Annotated in this window: 12 protein-coding genes and 1 tRNA gene; 4 read left to right on the forward strand and 9 right to left on the reverse strand. The window is 62.2% G+C overall.

What is annotated here, in order from left to right; translation table 11 throughout:
• Positions 1 to 114: 114 nt before the first annotated feature.
• The 3 genes from V5B40_RS20835 to V5B40_RS20845 form a co-directional block, all read right to left on the reverse strand.
• Positions 115 to 1,635, reverse strand: coding sequence for a transposase family protein (locus V5B40_RS20835; RefSeq protein ID WP_332352691.1), 1,521 nt, complete (start codon positions 1,633 to 1,635; stop codon positions 115 to 117).
• Positions 1,632 to 2,534 (reverse strand): DUF4338 domain-containing protein, encoded by a 903-nt coding sequence (locus V5B40_RS20840; RefSeq protein WP_332352692.1) that lies wholly within the window; start codon positions 2,532 to 2,534, stop codon positions 1,632 to 1,634. The genes V5B40_RS20835 and V5B40_RS20840 overlap by 4 nt, the downstream gene beginning before the upstream one ends.
• A 268-nt stretch (positions 2,535 to 2,802) precedes the next feature.
• Entirely contained in the window at positions 2,803 to 5,103 is a 2,301-nt protein-coding gene (locus V5B40_RS20845; protein ID WP_332356311.1) for an NADP-dependent malic enzyme, read from the reverse strand.
• A 365-nt stretch (positions 5,104 to 5,468) separates the two neighbouring features.
• Here V5B40_RS20845 and V5B40_RS20850 point away from each other — a divergent pair, with 365 nt between their 5' ends.
• Entirely contained in the window at positions 5,469 to 7,304 is a 1,836-nt protein-coding gene (locus V5B40_RS20850; protein WP_332356313.1) for a phosphoenolpyruvate carboxykinase (GTP), read from the forward strand.
• A 120-nt stretch (positions 7,305 to 7,424) separates the two neighbouring features.
• Complete coding sequence (locus V5B40_RS20855; RefSeq protein ID WP_332356315.1) at positions 7,425 to 8,585, forward strand: pyridoxal phosphate-dependent aminotransferase; 1,161 nt, start codon at positions 7,425 to 7,427, stop codon at positions 8,583 to 8,585.
• A 39-nt stretch (positions 8,586 to 8,624) separates the two neighbouring features.
• On the opposite strand, the gene ampD is transcribed toward V5B40_RS20855, so the two are convergent.
• The 6 genes from ampD to V5B40_RS20885 all read right to left on the reverse strand — a co-directional run bounded on the left by ampD (position 8,625) and on the right by V5B40_RS20885 (position 13,714).
• On the reverse strand, positions 8,625 to 9,200 hold the full coding sequence (gene ampD / locus V5B40_RS20860; protein ID WP_332356394.1) for a 1,6-anhydro-N-acetylmuramyl-L-alanine amidase AmpD: 576 nt from the start codon (positions 9,198 to 9,200) through the stop codon (positions 8,625 to 8,627).
• A 2-nt stretch (positions 9,201 to 9,202) separates the two neighbouring features.
• Positions 9,203 to 10,558 (reverse strand): sigma-54-dependent transcriptional regulator, encoded by a 1,356-nt coding sequence (locus tag V5B40_RS20865; RefSeq protein ID WP_332356396.1) that lies wholly within the window; start codon positions 10,556 to 10,558, stop codon positions 9,203 to 9,205.
• Between the two features lie 5 nt (positions 10,559 to 10,563).
• The gene (locus V5B40_RS20870) at positions 10,564 to 12,153 is read right to left on the reverse strand and encodes a two-component system sensor histidine kinase NtrB (RefSeq protein ID WP_332356317.1); all 1,590 of its coding nucleotides are present in this window, start codon (positions 12,151 to 12,153) and stop codon (positions 10,564 to 10,566) included.
• Between the two features lie 9 nt (positions 12,154 to 12,162).
• Entirely contained in the window at positions 12,163 to 12,402 is a 240-nt protein-coding gene (locus V5B40_RS20875; protein WP_332356318.1) for a PP0621 family protein, read from the reverse strand.
• 254 nt (positions 12,403 to 12,656) lie between these two features.
• Positions 12,657 to 12,733 (reverse strand) — tRNA-Pro (locus tag V5B40_RS20880).
• An 18-nt stretch (positions 12,734 to 12,751) separates the two neighbouring features.
• Complete coding sequence (locus V5B40_RS20885; RefSeq protein ID WP_434735897.1) at positions 12,752 to 13,714, reverse strand: polyprenyl synthetase family protein; 963 nt, start codon at positions 13,712 to 13,714, stop codon at positions 12,752 to 12,754.
• Between the two features lie 241 nt (positions 13,715 to 13,955).
• Here V5B40_RS20885 and V5B40_RS20890 point away from each other — a divergent pair, with 241 nt between their 5' ends.
• A complete protein-coding gene (locus V5B40_RS20890; protein ID WP_332352692.1) occupies positions 13,956 to 14,858 on the forward strand; it encodes a DUF4338 domain-containing protein in 903 nt (300 codons plus the stop codon).
• On the forward strand, positions 14,855 to 16,375 hold the full coding sequence (locus V5B40_RS20895; protein ID WP_332356321.1) for a transposase family protein: 1,521 nt from the start codon (positions 14,855 to 14,857) through the stop codon (positions 16,373 to 16,375). Before V5B40_RS20890 ends, V5B40_RS20895 begins: the two co-directional genes overlap by 4 nt.
• Positions 16,376 to 16,519: the final 144 nt, after the last annotated feature.

A 16,519-nucleotide genomic window follows, 5' to 3' on the forward strand; every position in this document is an offset into this window, starting at 1 on the left:
AGCCAGGAGGATGCCGAAAGAATTTTTTGGACGGCGGTACGATCGCCAGGCGAGCCTTTCCGAACGCGGCGTACGCCGCGCTCGAGAGGATGTTTCGGGTACGCCTGTGTGAGGTCACTCAAGTTGAAGCAGGAATGGAGCGGCGAGGAGCGCGCGGATTCGTGCTGGGTCGAGCCAGGGGGCGGCGCAGGAGCTTCGAATGAAGGCGATGGCACCGCGCACGCCGAGTTGCTGATAGAGATCGCGTAGCTGTCGGGTGAAGCGTGCCAGGGTATTGAACACATGCGCCAGGCGCATGAGGAGGTGATAGCCTTTCATGGCATTCCAGTCGAGGGCAAAGGCATGCTCGTAGTGGTAGCCCTGATGTTTTTCGACGAGGAAGCCCGCTTCGATGCCCCAGCGGTGGCGGGCCCCGAGGTTGCAGCGCTCATGGACATTGTCTTGGCTGAGCGGTTGGCTGGAGAGCCAGGCGTGGCGCGATGTTTCGGTGACGGTCCTGGCCTGTTCATCGATCTTCTCCCAGCTTTCCTCACAGACCACCAGATTCAGCTTGAGACGCTGACGCCCGTTGGCAGCGAAGGCGTAGTCGATGTCGTTGACCCAGCTGAAGTGTTGTCGGCGTCTTCCCCAACCGCGCTGCACAACTTGTGGCTTCAGGGCGTGGAGCGCGCGGAACTCCTGCCAGACCGTGGACAAATCCTTGTCCTTGAGCACGATCATGAACTGCCAGTGGGCGCGCAAGCAGCGCCGCATCACCGGCCCGTTGGCGTAGAGGCCGTCGAGCAGGAGCAGGATCGGCAGGCGGGGGAACAGCGTCTTGAGCCGGTCGCTCAAGCGCACAAAGCCGCGCAGCTCGCAGTCCTGCTTTTGCGCTTCGGGTTCGCCCAGCGCGTGTTCGAGGAACTCGCTGAGCAGTGGGATGACCAGGCCGTTGTGGAAGGCAAAGCTGGCCTCGAGGACGTAGACGAAGTACTGGGTGTGACGGGTTTCGTCCTTGCCGACGGTACGTTGCAGGAGTTCCTCCGTCCAGAGGGTGTCGCCAGCGAGCTTCTGTGAGCCGTCGATGGCGATCGGATAGCAGTGGTCGATCAGATAGCGGCGAAAGTTCTTGCCGCGAATCAGCCGCCTCACCAGATCGACGTGGGCCTGTTCGAGCTGTTCAAGGTCAATGTCGCGCAACAGCCGAAACAGGGTGTCGGCGTGTGGCAGGGTATCGATCTCCGGGAACAGCAGGTGGAGGTTGGCCATGAACTGGGGACGGGATATTTCGCGGTTGGTCTCGCGCCGGGAGGAGAACTGAAAGACGAACATCAGCAAGCCGTAGAGCAGAAGCACGGTCAGCTTGTGCCGGCGCTTTTTGGGATCTCTCGGGTCGGGAATTTGTTCCAGTTGAGCGAGCAAGGCGGGCAGCTCTTTGCGCAGGAGGCGCATCTGTTTGCTCACGGCGTCCTCGCGGGCCTTTTGTTCCTCGTCGACGGTCGCGAAGGCCGAGCTTCTGTTGGGCAATGGAGCGGCTGAGTGGGGGACTTGTCCCGTTGCGCGCAGCTTCGCGTTCAGTACCTTCTCCTGCCGTTTCTTCTCTGAGCGCAGCTTCTTGATGGCCACGCGTGTCGGGCGACGGCAAGGTTTGCTCATGACCGCGGGCTCCCCGGCGCGGCACACAACGAGGCGCAAGCATCCGAGGTCAGCGCTTTGACCCACACCTGGCGGGGCGTGCTGTGATAGGACTGGCCAGGGCGGGCCAGCCCGCGCCCGCTGCTTGCCCCAAGCAACTGCCAACCGGCGGCACGGTAGCAGGTGCCGGCATAGTGACGCGGATCGACGAAGGTCTCCAGCAGCAGGGGCTCGAAGCCCCAGTGTTCGAGCCAGTCCGCGCGTGTGCGGCGCGCGAGTTGCCCGAGCACATGACTGGCCAGATGCGGCACCCGGACGTGCGGAAAGATCAGGAAGCGGCTGTTGTTCACCACCCGCGCCAGGTTCTCGCGGCGGGCCTGGGCCGTCCAGCCGATCCACTGATCGCGCACGGCCACCGCGCGGGCAGCACCGGACAGCAGGACGCAGCCCAGCCGCCGGTCGCCCGCCGTGATAAAGTAGCGCAGCCGGTAGCCGAAGGCCCCCTGGAAACCCAGCGGGTGCCAACGCGCCACCAGCGCATCCCACTGCGCCACCCGGGTCGCGTCGCGAACCACTTCCAGGGACACCGGCGCGAGCGCCGACAGGGCGCAGTGCACCGCCGGCTCGGCAACGGGGGCGACGGATGCCGAGGGCGGCGCGCAACGGCGCGGCGGCGAGGGCCTCAACGCAGGCAGTACCAGCAATCCGGCCGCCTGCAAACGCTCCAGGAAGTCCAGGCAGGCGCTGATCTTCGCCGTCCCCGTCAGGGTGGTCCAGCCCAGGTGCTCGCAGACCGTCGCCGCCAACTCCTTGCGTGCCAATCCCGGCAGCCACGCGACCGTCGCGCAGAGCTCGGCAATCTCCGTCGCGCTGAACACGCGACCACAGTGCACCCATTCCCCCGCACTCGTTGCAAGCATCGCAAAACCTCCGACTGAAGCGCAGATTGATTACGCTCCACCTATCCTGCCAGAAGTCCGCCCGGCTGTCTAGCCCTCTTGTGCGAAGGTTTTTTTTGCCTGCCCACCGCAACGCCTTGCCACTACTGGGCCGGCGTCGTCATGCTTCAGCGCTGGTTTACGCCATCGCCACGCACCCTGCCGCCGCGTCAAGCGAGATCGCTCAGCGCGGCGGCATCGGATTTCTCGAACAGCAGCCAGCGGGTCGAAGTACGACCGCGCCCGACGCTCAGCGCTCGCTCATCAGCCGGTCGACAACCGCCAGAGCAGTCATGTTGACCAAGCGGCGCACCGTCGCCGTCGGCGTCAGGATATGCGCGGGCTGCGCAGCTCCGAGCAGAATCGGCCCGATGGTGACGTTGTTACCCGAGGCGACCTTGAGAAGGTTGAACGAGATGTTGGCCGCATCAAGGGTTGGCATTATCAACAGATTGGCCTGCCCTTTCAAGCGCGCGTCACTCGGAAACACGCGCTGGCGGATTTCATCATCGATGGCGGCGTCACCGTGCATCTCGCCCTCGGCCTCCAGGCGTGGCGCGCGCTCCTTCAGCAGACGCAGCGTGTCACGCATCTTCAGGGCCGTCGGCGTATTCTCCGAACCAAAAGACGAATGCGAAAGGAGCGCCACGCGCGGGGTCACACCGAAACGGCGAACCGTGTCGGCAGCGAGCAGCGTCATATCCACCAGTTGTTCAGCCGTTGGCTCGTAGTTGATATAGGTATCGGCGATGAACAGGGTGCGATCAGGCAGCAGCAGCACACCCATCGCGTACAGACTCTTCACCCCCGGCGCCAGACCAATGACGTTCTCGACGTGCTCGCGGTGATTGCGGTGACGACCAGAAGTGCCGCAGATCAGGCCGTCGGCGTCGCCCATGCGGACCATCAGCGCCCCGAAAAGCGATGGCCGACGGCGCACCTCACGCTTGGCGAAATCTACCGAAACGCCCTTACGCTCCATCAGCCGTCGATACTCTCGCCAGTAAGTTTCGAAATGATCGTCAAAAAAACTGCTATGGCCGGCACAAATGACCTCGAAGTCGATTCCCGGACGAACGCGCAGGTTCGCGGCCTCAAGCTTGCGGGCGATATCACCCGGATGGCCGATGAGAATCGGTCTGGCGATGCCTTCGTCGACGATCACCTGCACCGCGCGCAGCACGCGGTCGTCACCGCCTTCAGCAAAGACGATACGTCGCGGCGCCTGCCTGGCCTGCGAAAAGACCGGCTTCATGATCAGGCCGGAGTGATAGACAAACTCGTCAAGGCTGTCCTGGTACACCTCCAGGTCCCTGATCGGTCTCGTAGCCACCCCTGATGCCATGGCCGCCTCGGCAACTGCCGGTGCAATCTTGCTGATCAGGCGAGGATCGAAGGGATTCGGAATCAGGTACTCGGGGCCGAAGTTGGCGACCTTCTCGCCGTACGCCTTGAGCGCCACCTCGGACTGCTCGGCACGCGCCAGTTCGGCGATGGCCCTGACTGCTGCCAGCTTCATCGCCTCTGTGATGGTTGTCGCTCCGACGTCAAGCGCGCCACGGAAGATGAACGGGAAGCAGAGGACGTTATTCACCTGGTTGGGATAGTCCGAGCGCCCGGTGGCCATGATCGCATCGCTGCGCACGGACTTGACATCCTCCGGGAGGATCTCCGGATTGGGGTTGGCCAGCGCCATGATCAACGGCGAAGGCGCCATCTTGGCCACCATCTCCTTCTTCAGGACGCCACCGGCCGACAAACCCAGGAAGACATCGGCGTCGGCGATGACCTCGCCGAGCGTGCGCGCGTCGGTCTGCTTGGCGTAGCGCGCCTTGATCTCGTCCATGTCCTCGACCCGCCCCGCGTACACCAGCCCCTTGATGTCGGTCACCCAGATGTTCTCGACCGGAATTCCGAGCATCACCAGCAGATCGAGGCAGGCCAGGGCCGCAGCGCCAGCGCCGGAGGTCACCAGCTTGACCTTGTCGAGATCCTTGCCGAGCAGGTGCAGGCCATTGAGAATCGCCGCCCCAACGACGATCGCCGTACCATGCTGATCATCATGGAAGACCGGAATTTTCATCCGTTCGCGTAGTTTCTGCTCGACGTAAAAACACTCCGGCGCTTTGATGTCCTCAAGATTGATGCCGCCAAAGGTCGGCTCCAGCGAAGCAATGATCTCGACCAGTTTATCGGGATCGCGCTCTTCAATCTCGAGGTCGAAAACGTCGATGTTGGCGAACTTCTTGAACAGCACCGCCTTGCCTTCCATGACCGGCTTGGCCGCCAGCGGACCAATCGCGCCGAGTCCGAGAACAGCCGTCCCATTGGTGATCACACCCACCAGATTGGCGCGCGACGTCAGCGTGCTCGCCTCGGCGGGAAACGCGACAATCTCTTCGCAGGCGGCAGCCACCCCCGGTGAATAAGCCAGCGACAGGTCATAGTTATTGGTCAGTTGCTTGGTTGGCAGTATCGCCACCTTGCCCGGTTTCGGATTGCGGTGGTAAAAGAGAGCGGCTGCACGCAGCTGGTCTTTTTCTTTGCTCATGACTTATTCTCCTGGCAGCGTATGACAAGCCACAGCGGATGCTGATGGCGCCCCAACAATCGACTAACGATCAGCCCCGAAGTGCTCCAGGCAGCCTTGCCGACAGTACGGCAGGTGTCAATGGATCGTCAGTTCGAGTCGGACCTGTGGCATAATTACACAAACACAGACAACCTTGCAGTACCAACGCCTAGCATGCCGAGCCCCCCCGCCTGCACCGCGTTTTTGTTTTCCAGCCGCGACCGACGCGTCGCCCCCGACTGAGCTGGACGGGCCATCGCCGGTCCGGGCTCCGTTGGTCCGCTTCCGCGCGCGCCACGCCACGGTAAATTCCGCTCCTCCACCTACTTTAGAGAGTGATTACCATGAACCAAAGTGTTTCCATCAACGCCCCGGACTACGTCAAACATGAAGGCCTGAAAAAATGGGTGGCCGAAATTGCGGCCCTCACCGAGCCCGCCCAGGTCGTTTGGGCCGACGGCTCGCAGGAAGAGTACGATCGTCTCTGTGCCGAACTGGTAGAAGCCGGCACCTTCACCAAGCTCAAGAAGCGCAAGAACTCCTTCCTCGCCTTTTCCGATCCGTCGGACGTGGCGCGCGTCGAAGACCGCACCTACATCTGTTCCGAGAAAAAGGAAGACGCCGGCCCAACCAATAACTGGGAAGACCCGGCCAAGATGCGCGAAATACTCAAGGGCGTCTTCAAAGGCTGCATGAAGGGTCGCACGATGTACGTGATTCCCTTCTCGATGGGCCCGGTTGGCTCACCGATCGCGCAGATCGGCGTCGAGATCACTGACAGTGCCTACGTCGTGGTCAACATGAAGATCATGACCCGCATGGGCAAGGCCGTTTTCCCGGTCCTCGGCACCGACGGCAGCTTCATTCCCTGCGTGCATTCGATCGGCGCACCCAAGGAAGTCGGCCAGGAAGATCCGCGTTGGCCATGCAACCCGACCACCAAGTACATCGTCCATTATCCCGAAACACGCGAAATCTGGTCCTACGGTTCCGGCTACGGTGGCAACGCGCTGCTCGGCAAGAAGTGCCTGGCCCTGCGCATTGCCTCGAATATGGCGCGCGATGACGGCTGGATGGCCGAACACATGCTGATCCTGGGCGTCGAATCGCCCGAGGGCAAGAAGCATTACGTCGCTGCCGCCTTCCCGTCGGCCTGTGGCAAGACCAACTTCGCCATGCTCGTCCCGCCAGCCACCCTGAGCGGCTGGAAAGTGACCACCATCGGCGACGACATCGCCTGGATCAAGCCGCGCAAGGATGCCAACGGCGTCACCCGTCTCTACGCCATCAACCCGGAAGCGGGCTTCTTCGGCGTAGCCCCCGGCACCAATGACAAGACCAACTTCAACGCCATGGCCTCGCTAGCCGAGAACACCATCTTCACCAATGTCGCGCTGACCGACGATGGTGATGTGTGGTGGGAAGGCATGGGCCCGGCCCCCGAGCACGCCATCGACTGGCAGGGCAACGACTGGACGCCAGCCATCGCCAAGGAGAAGGGCACCAAGGCCGCGCATCCGAACTCCCGCTTCACCGCTCCCGCCTCGCAATGCCCGTGCATCGATGAGCAGTGGGAGAGCACGGAAGGGGTGCCGATCTCGGCCTTCCTGTTCGGTGGCCGTCGCGCCTCGACGGTGCCGCTGGTCTGCGAGACAGTTGACTGGGATCACGGCGTCTATGCTGCTGCGACGCTCGGTTCGGAAACAACGGCCGCCGCTTTCGGCGCGCAAGGTGTGGTTCGCCGCGACCCGTTCGCAATGTTGCCATTCTGTGGCTACAACATGGCCGACTATTACAACCACTGGCTGAAAATGGGCAGCGCCGCCGACACGCCGGTACCGATCTTCATGGTCAACTGGTTCCGGATGAACGAAAAAGGCGAGTTCGCATGGCCGGGCTTCGGCGACAATGCGCGCGTCCTCAAGTGGATCATCGACCGTTGCGAAGGCAAGGTTTCAGCGAACAAGACCACCCTCGGCTGGATGCCCAACTACGAGGACATCGACTGGTCAGGAAGCGATTTTTCGAAGGAGGAATTCGCCAAGGTCACCAGCCTCGACAAGCAAGCCTGGAAGAGCGAGCTTGATGGCGTCAAGGAATGGTTCGAGAAGATGGGCAACAAGTTGCCTCCCAAGCTGGCAAGCATCCGCGACGAACTCGAGCAAGGCTTTGCTGCCTGATCCGTGATCCCGACCCCAGCCTGGTCGTGGAAAGCCGCCTTCGGGCGGCTTTTTTTTTTGGCCTCGATCACGCGCAATCGTTAAACTGGTCCCTTTGCCAAGAAGCGCTACCGACGAACCATGCCGACCTTTCCCGCCAGTCGCCTTGCTCACATCGCCCCCTTCTACGTCATGGAACTGATGGCCCGCGCCAGAGCGCTGGAAGCCGAAGGACGCGACATTATCCATATGGAGGTCGGCGAACCTGATTTCCCGACCCCCGAGCCGATTGTCGCCGCCGCGCAGACGCATATTGCCAGCGGCCGTGTGTTCTACACGCCAGCTCTCGGACTTCCCGAATTGCGTGCAGCCATCGCTGCTTTCTATACCACGCGCTATGGCGTCGATGTCCCGGCGTCACGAATAGTGATCACTGCTGGCGCTTCAGGCGCCTTGCTGCTGAGCATGGCCTGCCTCGCGGAAGCGGGCAGCGAATGGTTGCTCTCGGATCCGGGTTATCCGTGCAACCGCAATTTCGTGCGCAGCTTCGACGGACGACCGGTCAACATCCCGGTTCGCGCCGAGAACAACTTTCAGCCAACGCTGGCCGAAGTGGAAGCGCATTGGACGGAACGTACGGCCGGTGTTTTGCTGGCTTCGCCGGCCAACCCCACGGGCACCCTGCTCGATGACGATGTACTGGCCGATATCGCCGACTTTGTGCGCCGGAAAGGTGGACAACTGGTGGCCGACGAGATCTACCACGGCCTGACCTACGAGCGTGACGCAGCAACGGCTTTGCAGTTCGGTGATGACATTTTTGTCGTGCAGAGCTTTTCCAAGTACTTCAACATGACTGGCTGGCGACTGGGCTGGCTGGTTGTTCCCGAGCGTTTCACACGCGACATCGAGAAGCTGGCGCAAAATCTGTTCATTTCGCCATCAACGCCGGCCCAGCATGCGGCGCTGGCCGCATTCTCGCCAGCCACCCTCAGCATCCTCGAGGAACGGCGCCGGGAGTTCAAGCGCCGCCGCGACTTCCTGGCGCCAGCGCTGGACGAGCTCGGTTTCCGTCAAGCGGCCAAGCCGGAGGGCGCTTTCTACGTCTACGCCAATTGCAGCGAGCTGACCGACAACAGCGATCGCTTTGCGCGCGACTTGCTCGAGGCAGCGGGCGTGGCCATCACGCCCGGCCTCGACTTCGGTAGCAACCAGCCCGAAAAATACGTGCGCTTTGCCTACACGGCCAGCGTCGAACGTTTGGCTGAAGCCGTCGACCGAATTCGCCGCTTTCTCGGCTGAGCGCTCTTGAAAACGGCCTCTACTCGATGCGCCAGGCCGTCAGCGGCAAGCTCCCGGGAAATCACCGATCGACGCCAGCTGACGCCAGTCGAAACAAGGGCCCGGGTCGGTCTTGCGACCGGGCGCGATATCGCTGTGGCCAACAACGGCTTCAATCGGGTAGGCCATGCACAAGGCGCGGATCAGCTCGCGAAGAGCGCAGTACTGCGCCGTTTCGAAAGGCATGTCGTCGCAGCCCTCGAGTTCGATTCCCAGAGAAAAATCGTTGCAACGCTGGCGTCCGTTCCAGCTCGACAGACCCGCATGCCAGGCACGTTGGGCGCAGGAGACGAACTGAATCAGCTCGCCGTCACGACGAAGCAGAAAATGCGCCGAAACCCGCAAGCTACTGATTTGCGCGAAGTAGGGATGAGCGGACGCGTCCAGACAATTGCTGAATAGACCAACAATCCCCTCACCACCGAACACTCCCGGCGGCAGGCTGATCGCATGCACCACGATCAATGACACGACTTCTCCTTCCGGGCGAGCGTCATGATTGGCCGATTCGACTCGCCTTGCGCCGGGCAACCAACCGTCAGCCGCCGGCTCGCCAACGACAGCATCGCGCCGCAGCGTCACTCCTCGATGCCCAGGCGCTCGATGCGATAGCGCAAGGAACGGAAGCTCACACCGAGCAGCCTGGCGGCCGCCGTACGATTGAAAGCGGTTTTGCTCAAGGCCTCCAGGATCGCCTGCTTCTCGATACGGTTGATATAGTCGTCGAGCGTTTCCCCGTCCCGGCCGACGCTGTCACCAGGTGCCGCCCTCGGCGCCAGTTGCAGATCGTCAACGACCACCGCATTGCCAACGCACAAGGCGGTGGCGCGTTCGAGAATATTTTCAAGTTCGCGCACATTGCCTGGAAAACTGTAGTTTTCCAGTGCGCGCAAGGCTTGCGGCTCCAGACGCGGCGGTTTCTCGCCACAGATGCGTGCCAGCAGAGCCACCACCAGCGGCGCCACATCTTCGTGACGCTCGCGTAGCGGCGGCATGCGCAGCTCGATGACGTTCAGCCGATAGTAAAGGTCCTGGCGAAAGAGCCCCTCATCGACGCAGGCCTTGAGCGTTTGATGGGTCGCCGAAATGATGCGTACGTCGACGATTTCTTCGGCGGCACTACCCACCTTGCGGACTTTCTTCTCCTGCACGGCACGCAACAGCTTTACCTGCATCGCCAATGGCAAATCTGCGACTTCGTCGAGAAAGAGCGTCCCTCCTTTAGCTGCCTGGAAGAAACCCTCGCGGTCACTATCGGCGCCCGTGAAAGCCCCCTTGCGATAGCCGAAGAATTCGCTCTCCATGAGATTTTCGGGAATCGCACCGCAATTCACGGGGACAAAGGGTGCCGCACGTCGTGAGCTTTGATCGTGAATCAGGCGCGCAGCGAGTTCCTTTCCGGTTCCCGACTCGCCCGAGATATAGACCGGCGCCTGACTTCGCGCCAGCTTGTCGATCAACTGGCGAACATTCTCAATCGCCGCCGAGGCGCCGATCAGTTGGCCTGCCGCGGCGGCCGCCTGCCTGTCGCCCTCGTCGCCCTTCTGGCGCGGCAAGCGCAGGGCCGATTTGATCAGGCTGCGCAACTGCTCCAGGGCGACCGGCTTGGCCAAGTAGTCAAAGGCACCCGCCTTGAGCGCAGCGACGGCGTTCTGGGCGCTGCCGAAGGCCGTGATCACCGCCACTGGCGTCTCCCCGTAATGCTCGCCGATCAGCTTGACGATTTCAAGACCGTCACCATCGGGTAGGCGCATGTCCGCGATACACAACTGATAGTGCTGCCCTGCGAGAAATCCTCGCGCCTCGGCAACGCTTGCCGCACAGTCTGCGGACAAGCCCATACGCGCCACCGTCAGGTCGAGCAGTTCACGAATGTCTGCCTCGTCATCAACCACCAGCACTCTCGCCAACTCGCCGCGCGGGCGACGCTCCATCTTGACTAGTGACACCCTGAAGACCTCCCCAACAAACAAAAATCGGCCCCCGGCCCGGAAGCGTGCAGTTCGAGCAGGGTAGCGTTTGCATCGCACAACTCGCGCGCGATGTAGAGACCCAAACCGGTACCACGATGATGCGTCGTAAAGAACGGCTCGAAGATGTGTTCGCGCTGCGCCTCGCCAACCCCTTCACCGTCGTCAATGACGTGCAATTCCACCTGCGTTTCTGCCTTGCCGTCACAAGCCACTAGACGCACACTGCCGGCAATGCGCTGCGAATGGCGCAGCGCATTGCCGAGAAGATTTCCCAACACCTGATGGAAGTGCGAACGATCAAAACAAAGGGCCGCCACACCCGACAACTCCAGGCGCACCACATCGGCCGACAGCGCCTCTTTGGCCAGATATTCCTCGACCAACAACGGCAAGGTCGCACGCAAGTCGATCAGTTCCCGATAAGCGCGATCCCGACGCCCAAGCTCCAGCACATCGCTGACGATACGCTCGAGCCTGCGGGTATTATCCAGCATGATGCGCAGCAAGCGCTCGTACGTCTCGCCACGGCGTTCTTCACGCAGCAATTCGCCAGCATGACTGATCGCCGATAGTGGATTGCGGATTTCGTGCGCAATGTTGGCCGTCAGGCGCCCGAGGGCGGCCAGCTTCAGCTGCTGAGCCTGCTCCTGCAGGCGACCCAGATCCTCAAGAAAAACCAGCACATCGCTGTCCGAACTCTCACTCGGCGCAAACCTCGCTCGCAACTGCATGCCACTCGCAGGAACTCGCGCCAGCACCACCTCGTCACTGCCGCTCCGACACCACTCGACGAAACCGAGCGCCAGTTCAGGCGAATATTCGGCCAACACATCTTCGTGGCTGCCGTCGAGGCCCAGCACTTGCCTGGCGCGCGGGTTGCACTGCTTGACCCGACCATCACGGCGAAGGACCACCACGCCGTCCTGCATTTCCTCGATGACCCGCTGACTGATCAGCGTTTGGTTGTTCAGATCGACACCACGCTGAAGCGCCAGGGCCTCGTTGGCGATGACCCGGCGGGCCAGCAAGCGAGCCGAAACCGCCACCGCAAAGAAGCCGGCACTAAACAAGCCGGCGTGAAAGAATCCGGCCACATCGATATCGTGCTGTAGAGCCCGGTAGGCGTGCTCGAACAGCAGCGCCAGAGTGGCCATCGCCGCATAGAACAACACCAGGCGCCCCTCCCCGACCAGACCGGCACCGGCCAGTGTCACCAGCAGCATCGCGCCAAGGCCGCTATCCAGACCGCCGCCAATATGGATCAAGAGCGTCATCACCAGCACATCGACCAGCACACTGGCCGTCAACTGCATTCTGGCATGCCAGCGATGACGAAACGCCAGGATCACTGCCAGCGTCGTGCTCAACAGGTACACGCTGGCCAAGGCCAGGTGCTGCAGACTCTGGTTCGGACTGAGGATGGAAAAAGCCGAGGGATAGAGCAGCGCCGACGTGAACAGCAGCGTGGCGACAACGAAACGGTAGAGGTTGAAGTAGCGCAGAGACTTCCAGTGCGTCGCGGAGAAATGCTCAACGCCGAGCGTTGCGGAGATCAAGATGGCCGCTCAGGCGTCGTCGGACGCGCTATCGTCGAGATGGGCTGCGCTGCAGTAATAGCGGCCCTCGACGAGAATACTCTCGCTCACCGGCTGATTGACGCCGCAGCGCGCGCACTGCACCATGCGTTCGGGATCGCGCTGGACAGCGGTGTGGCGGGCAGCGCTGCCGCGTGACGACATCCGCGACTTGCGCCAGAACCACCACACGGCCCAGACCAGCCCGATTAGCAGTAGATATTTCGTCATTGAAAGACAAGCCGAGAGCAGCGTTCAAGCATAGCCTGGGCTCCCCCGGACGGAGACGCCGCAAAGCACAGGATGGCAGAAGCAAGCCTCGCCAGCGAAGACCCGCAGCGGCGAGAAACTCGCTCGCATTATGGCGCAGGCCACCGGTATCGCGATTACCGCGAGGAGGATTGCGGCTTGTCACATCACGGATCACGCGCAACCACGAATGTCACGCTATGCAGCAACAGCCAGAAAGGCCGTGGTGAAACGGTTGGTCGGGGCGAGAGGATTCGAACCTCCGACTCCTGCGTCCCGAACGCAGTACTCTACCGGGCTGAGCTACGCCCCGACCGAGGCGACAACTGCGCTAATGATTTCTAGCAACAGCGAAGAGGCATAATTCTAACAAGGAATCCTTGTATTGAGAAGCAGGAAGAACATCGAGAGCGGCGGCAGCAAGTTCAGCCTCGGCCTTGGCCTTCTGCTTCGCGTATTGCAGCGCGCCGCTTGCACGAATGGCGGCCAGGACCAGCGGGAAATCGTTGCGGCCGCCGTTCTCGATGGCGCGCCGTACGCAGGCAGCCTGTTCCGGGTTGCCATTGCGCAGCACAAAAATCAGCGGCAGAGTCGGCTTGCCTTCAGCCAGATCATCGCCCAGATGCTTGCCGGTCTCAACTTCGGACCCCGAGTAATCGAGCACATCATCAATCAACTGAAACGCAGTACCCAGGTGGATGCCGTAAATGGCCATCGCCTTTTCGACCGCTGCGTCACCACCACCAAGGATGGCACCCAGTTGCGCAGCCGCCTCGAACAACTTGGCTGTCTTGTAGCGAATGACCTGCAGATAGCCTTGCTCATCGATCCCCGCGTCATGGCAGTTCATCAACTGCAGCACTTCACCCTCGGCGATGACGTTCGTCGCATCCGACAACACCTGCATGATGCGCATGTCGTCGACCACCACCATCATCTGGAAGGCCCGCGAATACAGGAAATCGCCAACCAGCACACTGGCCGAATTGCCGAACAGGGCATTGGCCGTTTCACGGCCGCGCCGCAAATCTGAGCCATCGACCACATCGTCATGCAACAAGGTCGCCGTATGGATGAATTCAATCACCGCCGCCAACTCGTGATGATGGCGGCCTCGGTAGCCCAATGCCCCGGCCGACAGCAACACCAGCGCCGGACGCAGCCGCTTACCACCGCTCTGAACGATGTACTCGGCGACCTGACAGACCAAAGCCACCTCGGAATGGAGGCGCTGGCGGATCACCGCGTCAACGGCCTTCATGTCCGCCCCGATCAGGCTATACAACTGCTCCATTCTCACGAGAAGGCACCTTGGCACAAAACCCGCGAATCTTAGGCGCCGGCCGGTCTTGCGTCAAGCGACAGATGGCCGTGACGATCCAGCGCTGAAGCATGACGACGCCGGCCCAGTAGTGGCAAGGCGTTGCGGTGGGCAGGCAAAAAAAACCTTCGCACAAGAGGGCTAGACAGCCGGGCGGACTTCTGGCAGGATAGGTGGAGCGTAATCAATCTGCGCTTCAGTCGGAGGTTTTGCGATGCTTGCAACGAGTGCGGGGGAATGGGTGCACTGTGGTCGCGTGTTCAGCGCGACGGAGATTGCCGAGCTCTGCGCGACGGTCGCGTGGCTGCCGGGATTGGCACGCAAGGAGTTGGCGGCGACGGTCTGCGAGCACCTGGGCTGGACCACCCTGACGGGGACGGCGAAGATCAGCGCCTGCCTGGACTTCCTGGAGCGTTTGCAGGCGGCCGGATTGCTGGTACTGCCTGCGTTGAGGCCCTCGCCGCCGCGCCGTTGCGCGCCGCCCTCGGCATCCGTCGCCCCCGTTGCCGAGCCGGCGGTGCACTGCGCCCTGTCGGCGCTCGCGCCGGTGTCCCTGGAAGTGGTTCGCGACGCGACCCGGGTGGCGCAGTGGGATGCGCTGGTGGCGCGTTGGCACCCGCTGGGTTTCCAGGGGGCCTTCGGCTACCGGCTGCGCTACTTTATCACGGCGGGCGACCGGCGGCTGGGCTGCGTCCTGCTGTCCGGTGCTGCCCGCGCGGTGGCCGTGCGCGATCAGTGGATCGGCTGGACGGCCCAGGCCCGCCGCGAGAACCTGGCGCGGGTGGTGAACAACAGCCGCTTCCTGATCTTTCCGCACGTCCGGGTGCCGCATCTGGCCAGTCATGTGCTCGGGCAACTCGCGCGCCGCACACGCGCGGACTGGCTCGAACACTGGGGCTTCGAGCCCCTGCTGCTGGAGACCTTCGTCGATCCGCGTCACTATGCCGGCACCTGCTACCGTGCCGCCGGTTGGCAGTTGCTTGGGGCAAGCAGCGGGCGCGGGCTGGCCCGCCCTGGCCAGTCCTATCACAGCACGCCCCGCCAGGTGTGGGTCAAAGCGCTGACCTCGGATGCTTGCGCCTCGTTGTGTGCCGCGCCGGGGAGCCCGCGGTCATGAGCAAACCTTGCCGTCGCCCGACACGCGTGGCCATCAAGAAGCTGCGCTCAGAGAAGAAACGGCAGGAGAAGGTACTGAACGCGAAGCTGCGCGCAACGGGACAAGTCCCCCACTCAGCCGCTCCATTGCCCAACAGAAGCTCGGCCTTCGCGACCGTCGACGAGGAACAAAAGGCCCGCGAGGACGCCGTGAGCAAACAGATGCGCCTCCTGCGCAAAGAGCTGCCCGCCTTGCTCGCTCAACTGGAACAAATTCCCGACCCGAGAGATCCCAAAAAGCGCCGGCACAAGCTGACCGTGCTTCTGCTCTACGGCTTGCTGATGTTCGTCTTTCAGTTCTCCTCCCGGCGCGAGACCAACCGCGAAATATCCCGTCCCCAGTTCATGGCCAACCTCCACCTGCTGTTCCCGGAGATCGATACCCTGCCACACGCCGACACCCTGTTTCGGCTGTTGCGCGACATTGACCTTGAACAGCTCGAACAGGCCCACGTCGATCTGGTGAGGCGGCTGATTCGCGGCAAGAACTTTCGCCGCTATCTGATCGACCACTGCTATCCGATCGCCATCGACGGCTCACAGAAGCTCGCTGGCGACACCCTCTGGACGGAGGAACTCCTGCAACGTACCGTCGGCAAGGAGGAAACCCGTCACACCCAGTACTTCGTCTACGTCCTCGAGGCCAGCTTTGCCTTCCACAACGGCCTGGTCATCCCACTGCTCAGCGAGTTCCTCGAACACGCGCTGGGCGAACCCGAAGCGCAAAAGCAGGACTGCGAGCTGCGCGGCTTTGTGCGCTTGAGCGACCGGCTCAAGACGCTGTTCCCCCGCCTGCCGATCCTGCTCCTGCTCGACGGCCTCTACGCCAACGGGCCGGTGATGCGGCGCTGCTTGCGCGCCCACTGGCAGTTCATGATCGTGCTCAAGGACAAGGATTTGTCCACGGTCTGGCAGGAGTTCCGCGCGCTCCACGCCCTGAAGCCACAAGTTGTGCAGCGCGGTTGGGGAAGACGCCGACAACACTTCAGCTGGGTCAACGACATCGACTACGCCTTCGCTGCCAACGGGCGTCAGCGTCTCAAGCTGAATCTGGTGGTCTGTGAGGAAAGCTGGGAGAAGATCGATGAACAGGCCAGGACCGTCACCGAAACATCGCGCCACGCCTGGCTCTCCAGCCAACCGCTCAGCCAAGACAATGTCCATGAGCGCTGCAACCTCGGGGCCCGCCACCGCTGGGGCATCGAAGCGGGCTTCCTCGTCGAAAAACATCAGGGCTACCACTACGAGCATGCCTTTGCCCTCGACTGGAATGCCATGAAAGGCTATCACCTCCTCATGCGCCTGGCGCATGTGTTCAATACCCTGGCACGCTTCACCCGACAGCTACGCGATCTCTATCAGCAACTCGGCGTGCGCGGTGCCATCGCCTTCATTCGAAGCTCCTGCGCCGCCCCCTGGCTCGACCCAGCACGAATCCGCGCGCTCCTCGCCGCTCCATTCCTGCTTCAACTTGAGTGACCTCACACAGGCGTACCCGAAACATCCTCTCGAGCGCGGCGTACGCCGCGTTCGGAAAGGCTCGCCTGGCGATCGTACCGCCGTCCAAAAAATTCTTTCGGCATCCTCCTGGCTGACTCCACCACCCGTCCTTTGCCGCTAGCC

This window comes from Candidatus Accumulibacter meliphilus (genome assembly GCF_036625345.1).
Classification (GTDB): domain Bacteria; phylum Pseudomonadota; class Gammaproteobacteria; order Burkholderiales; family Rhodocyclaceae; genus Accumulibacter; species Accumulibacter meliphilus.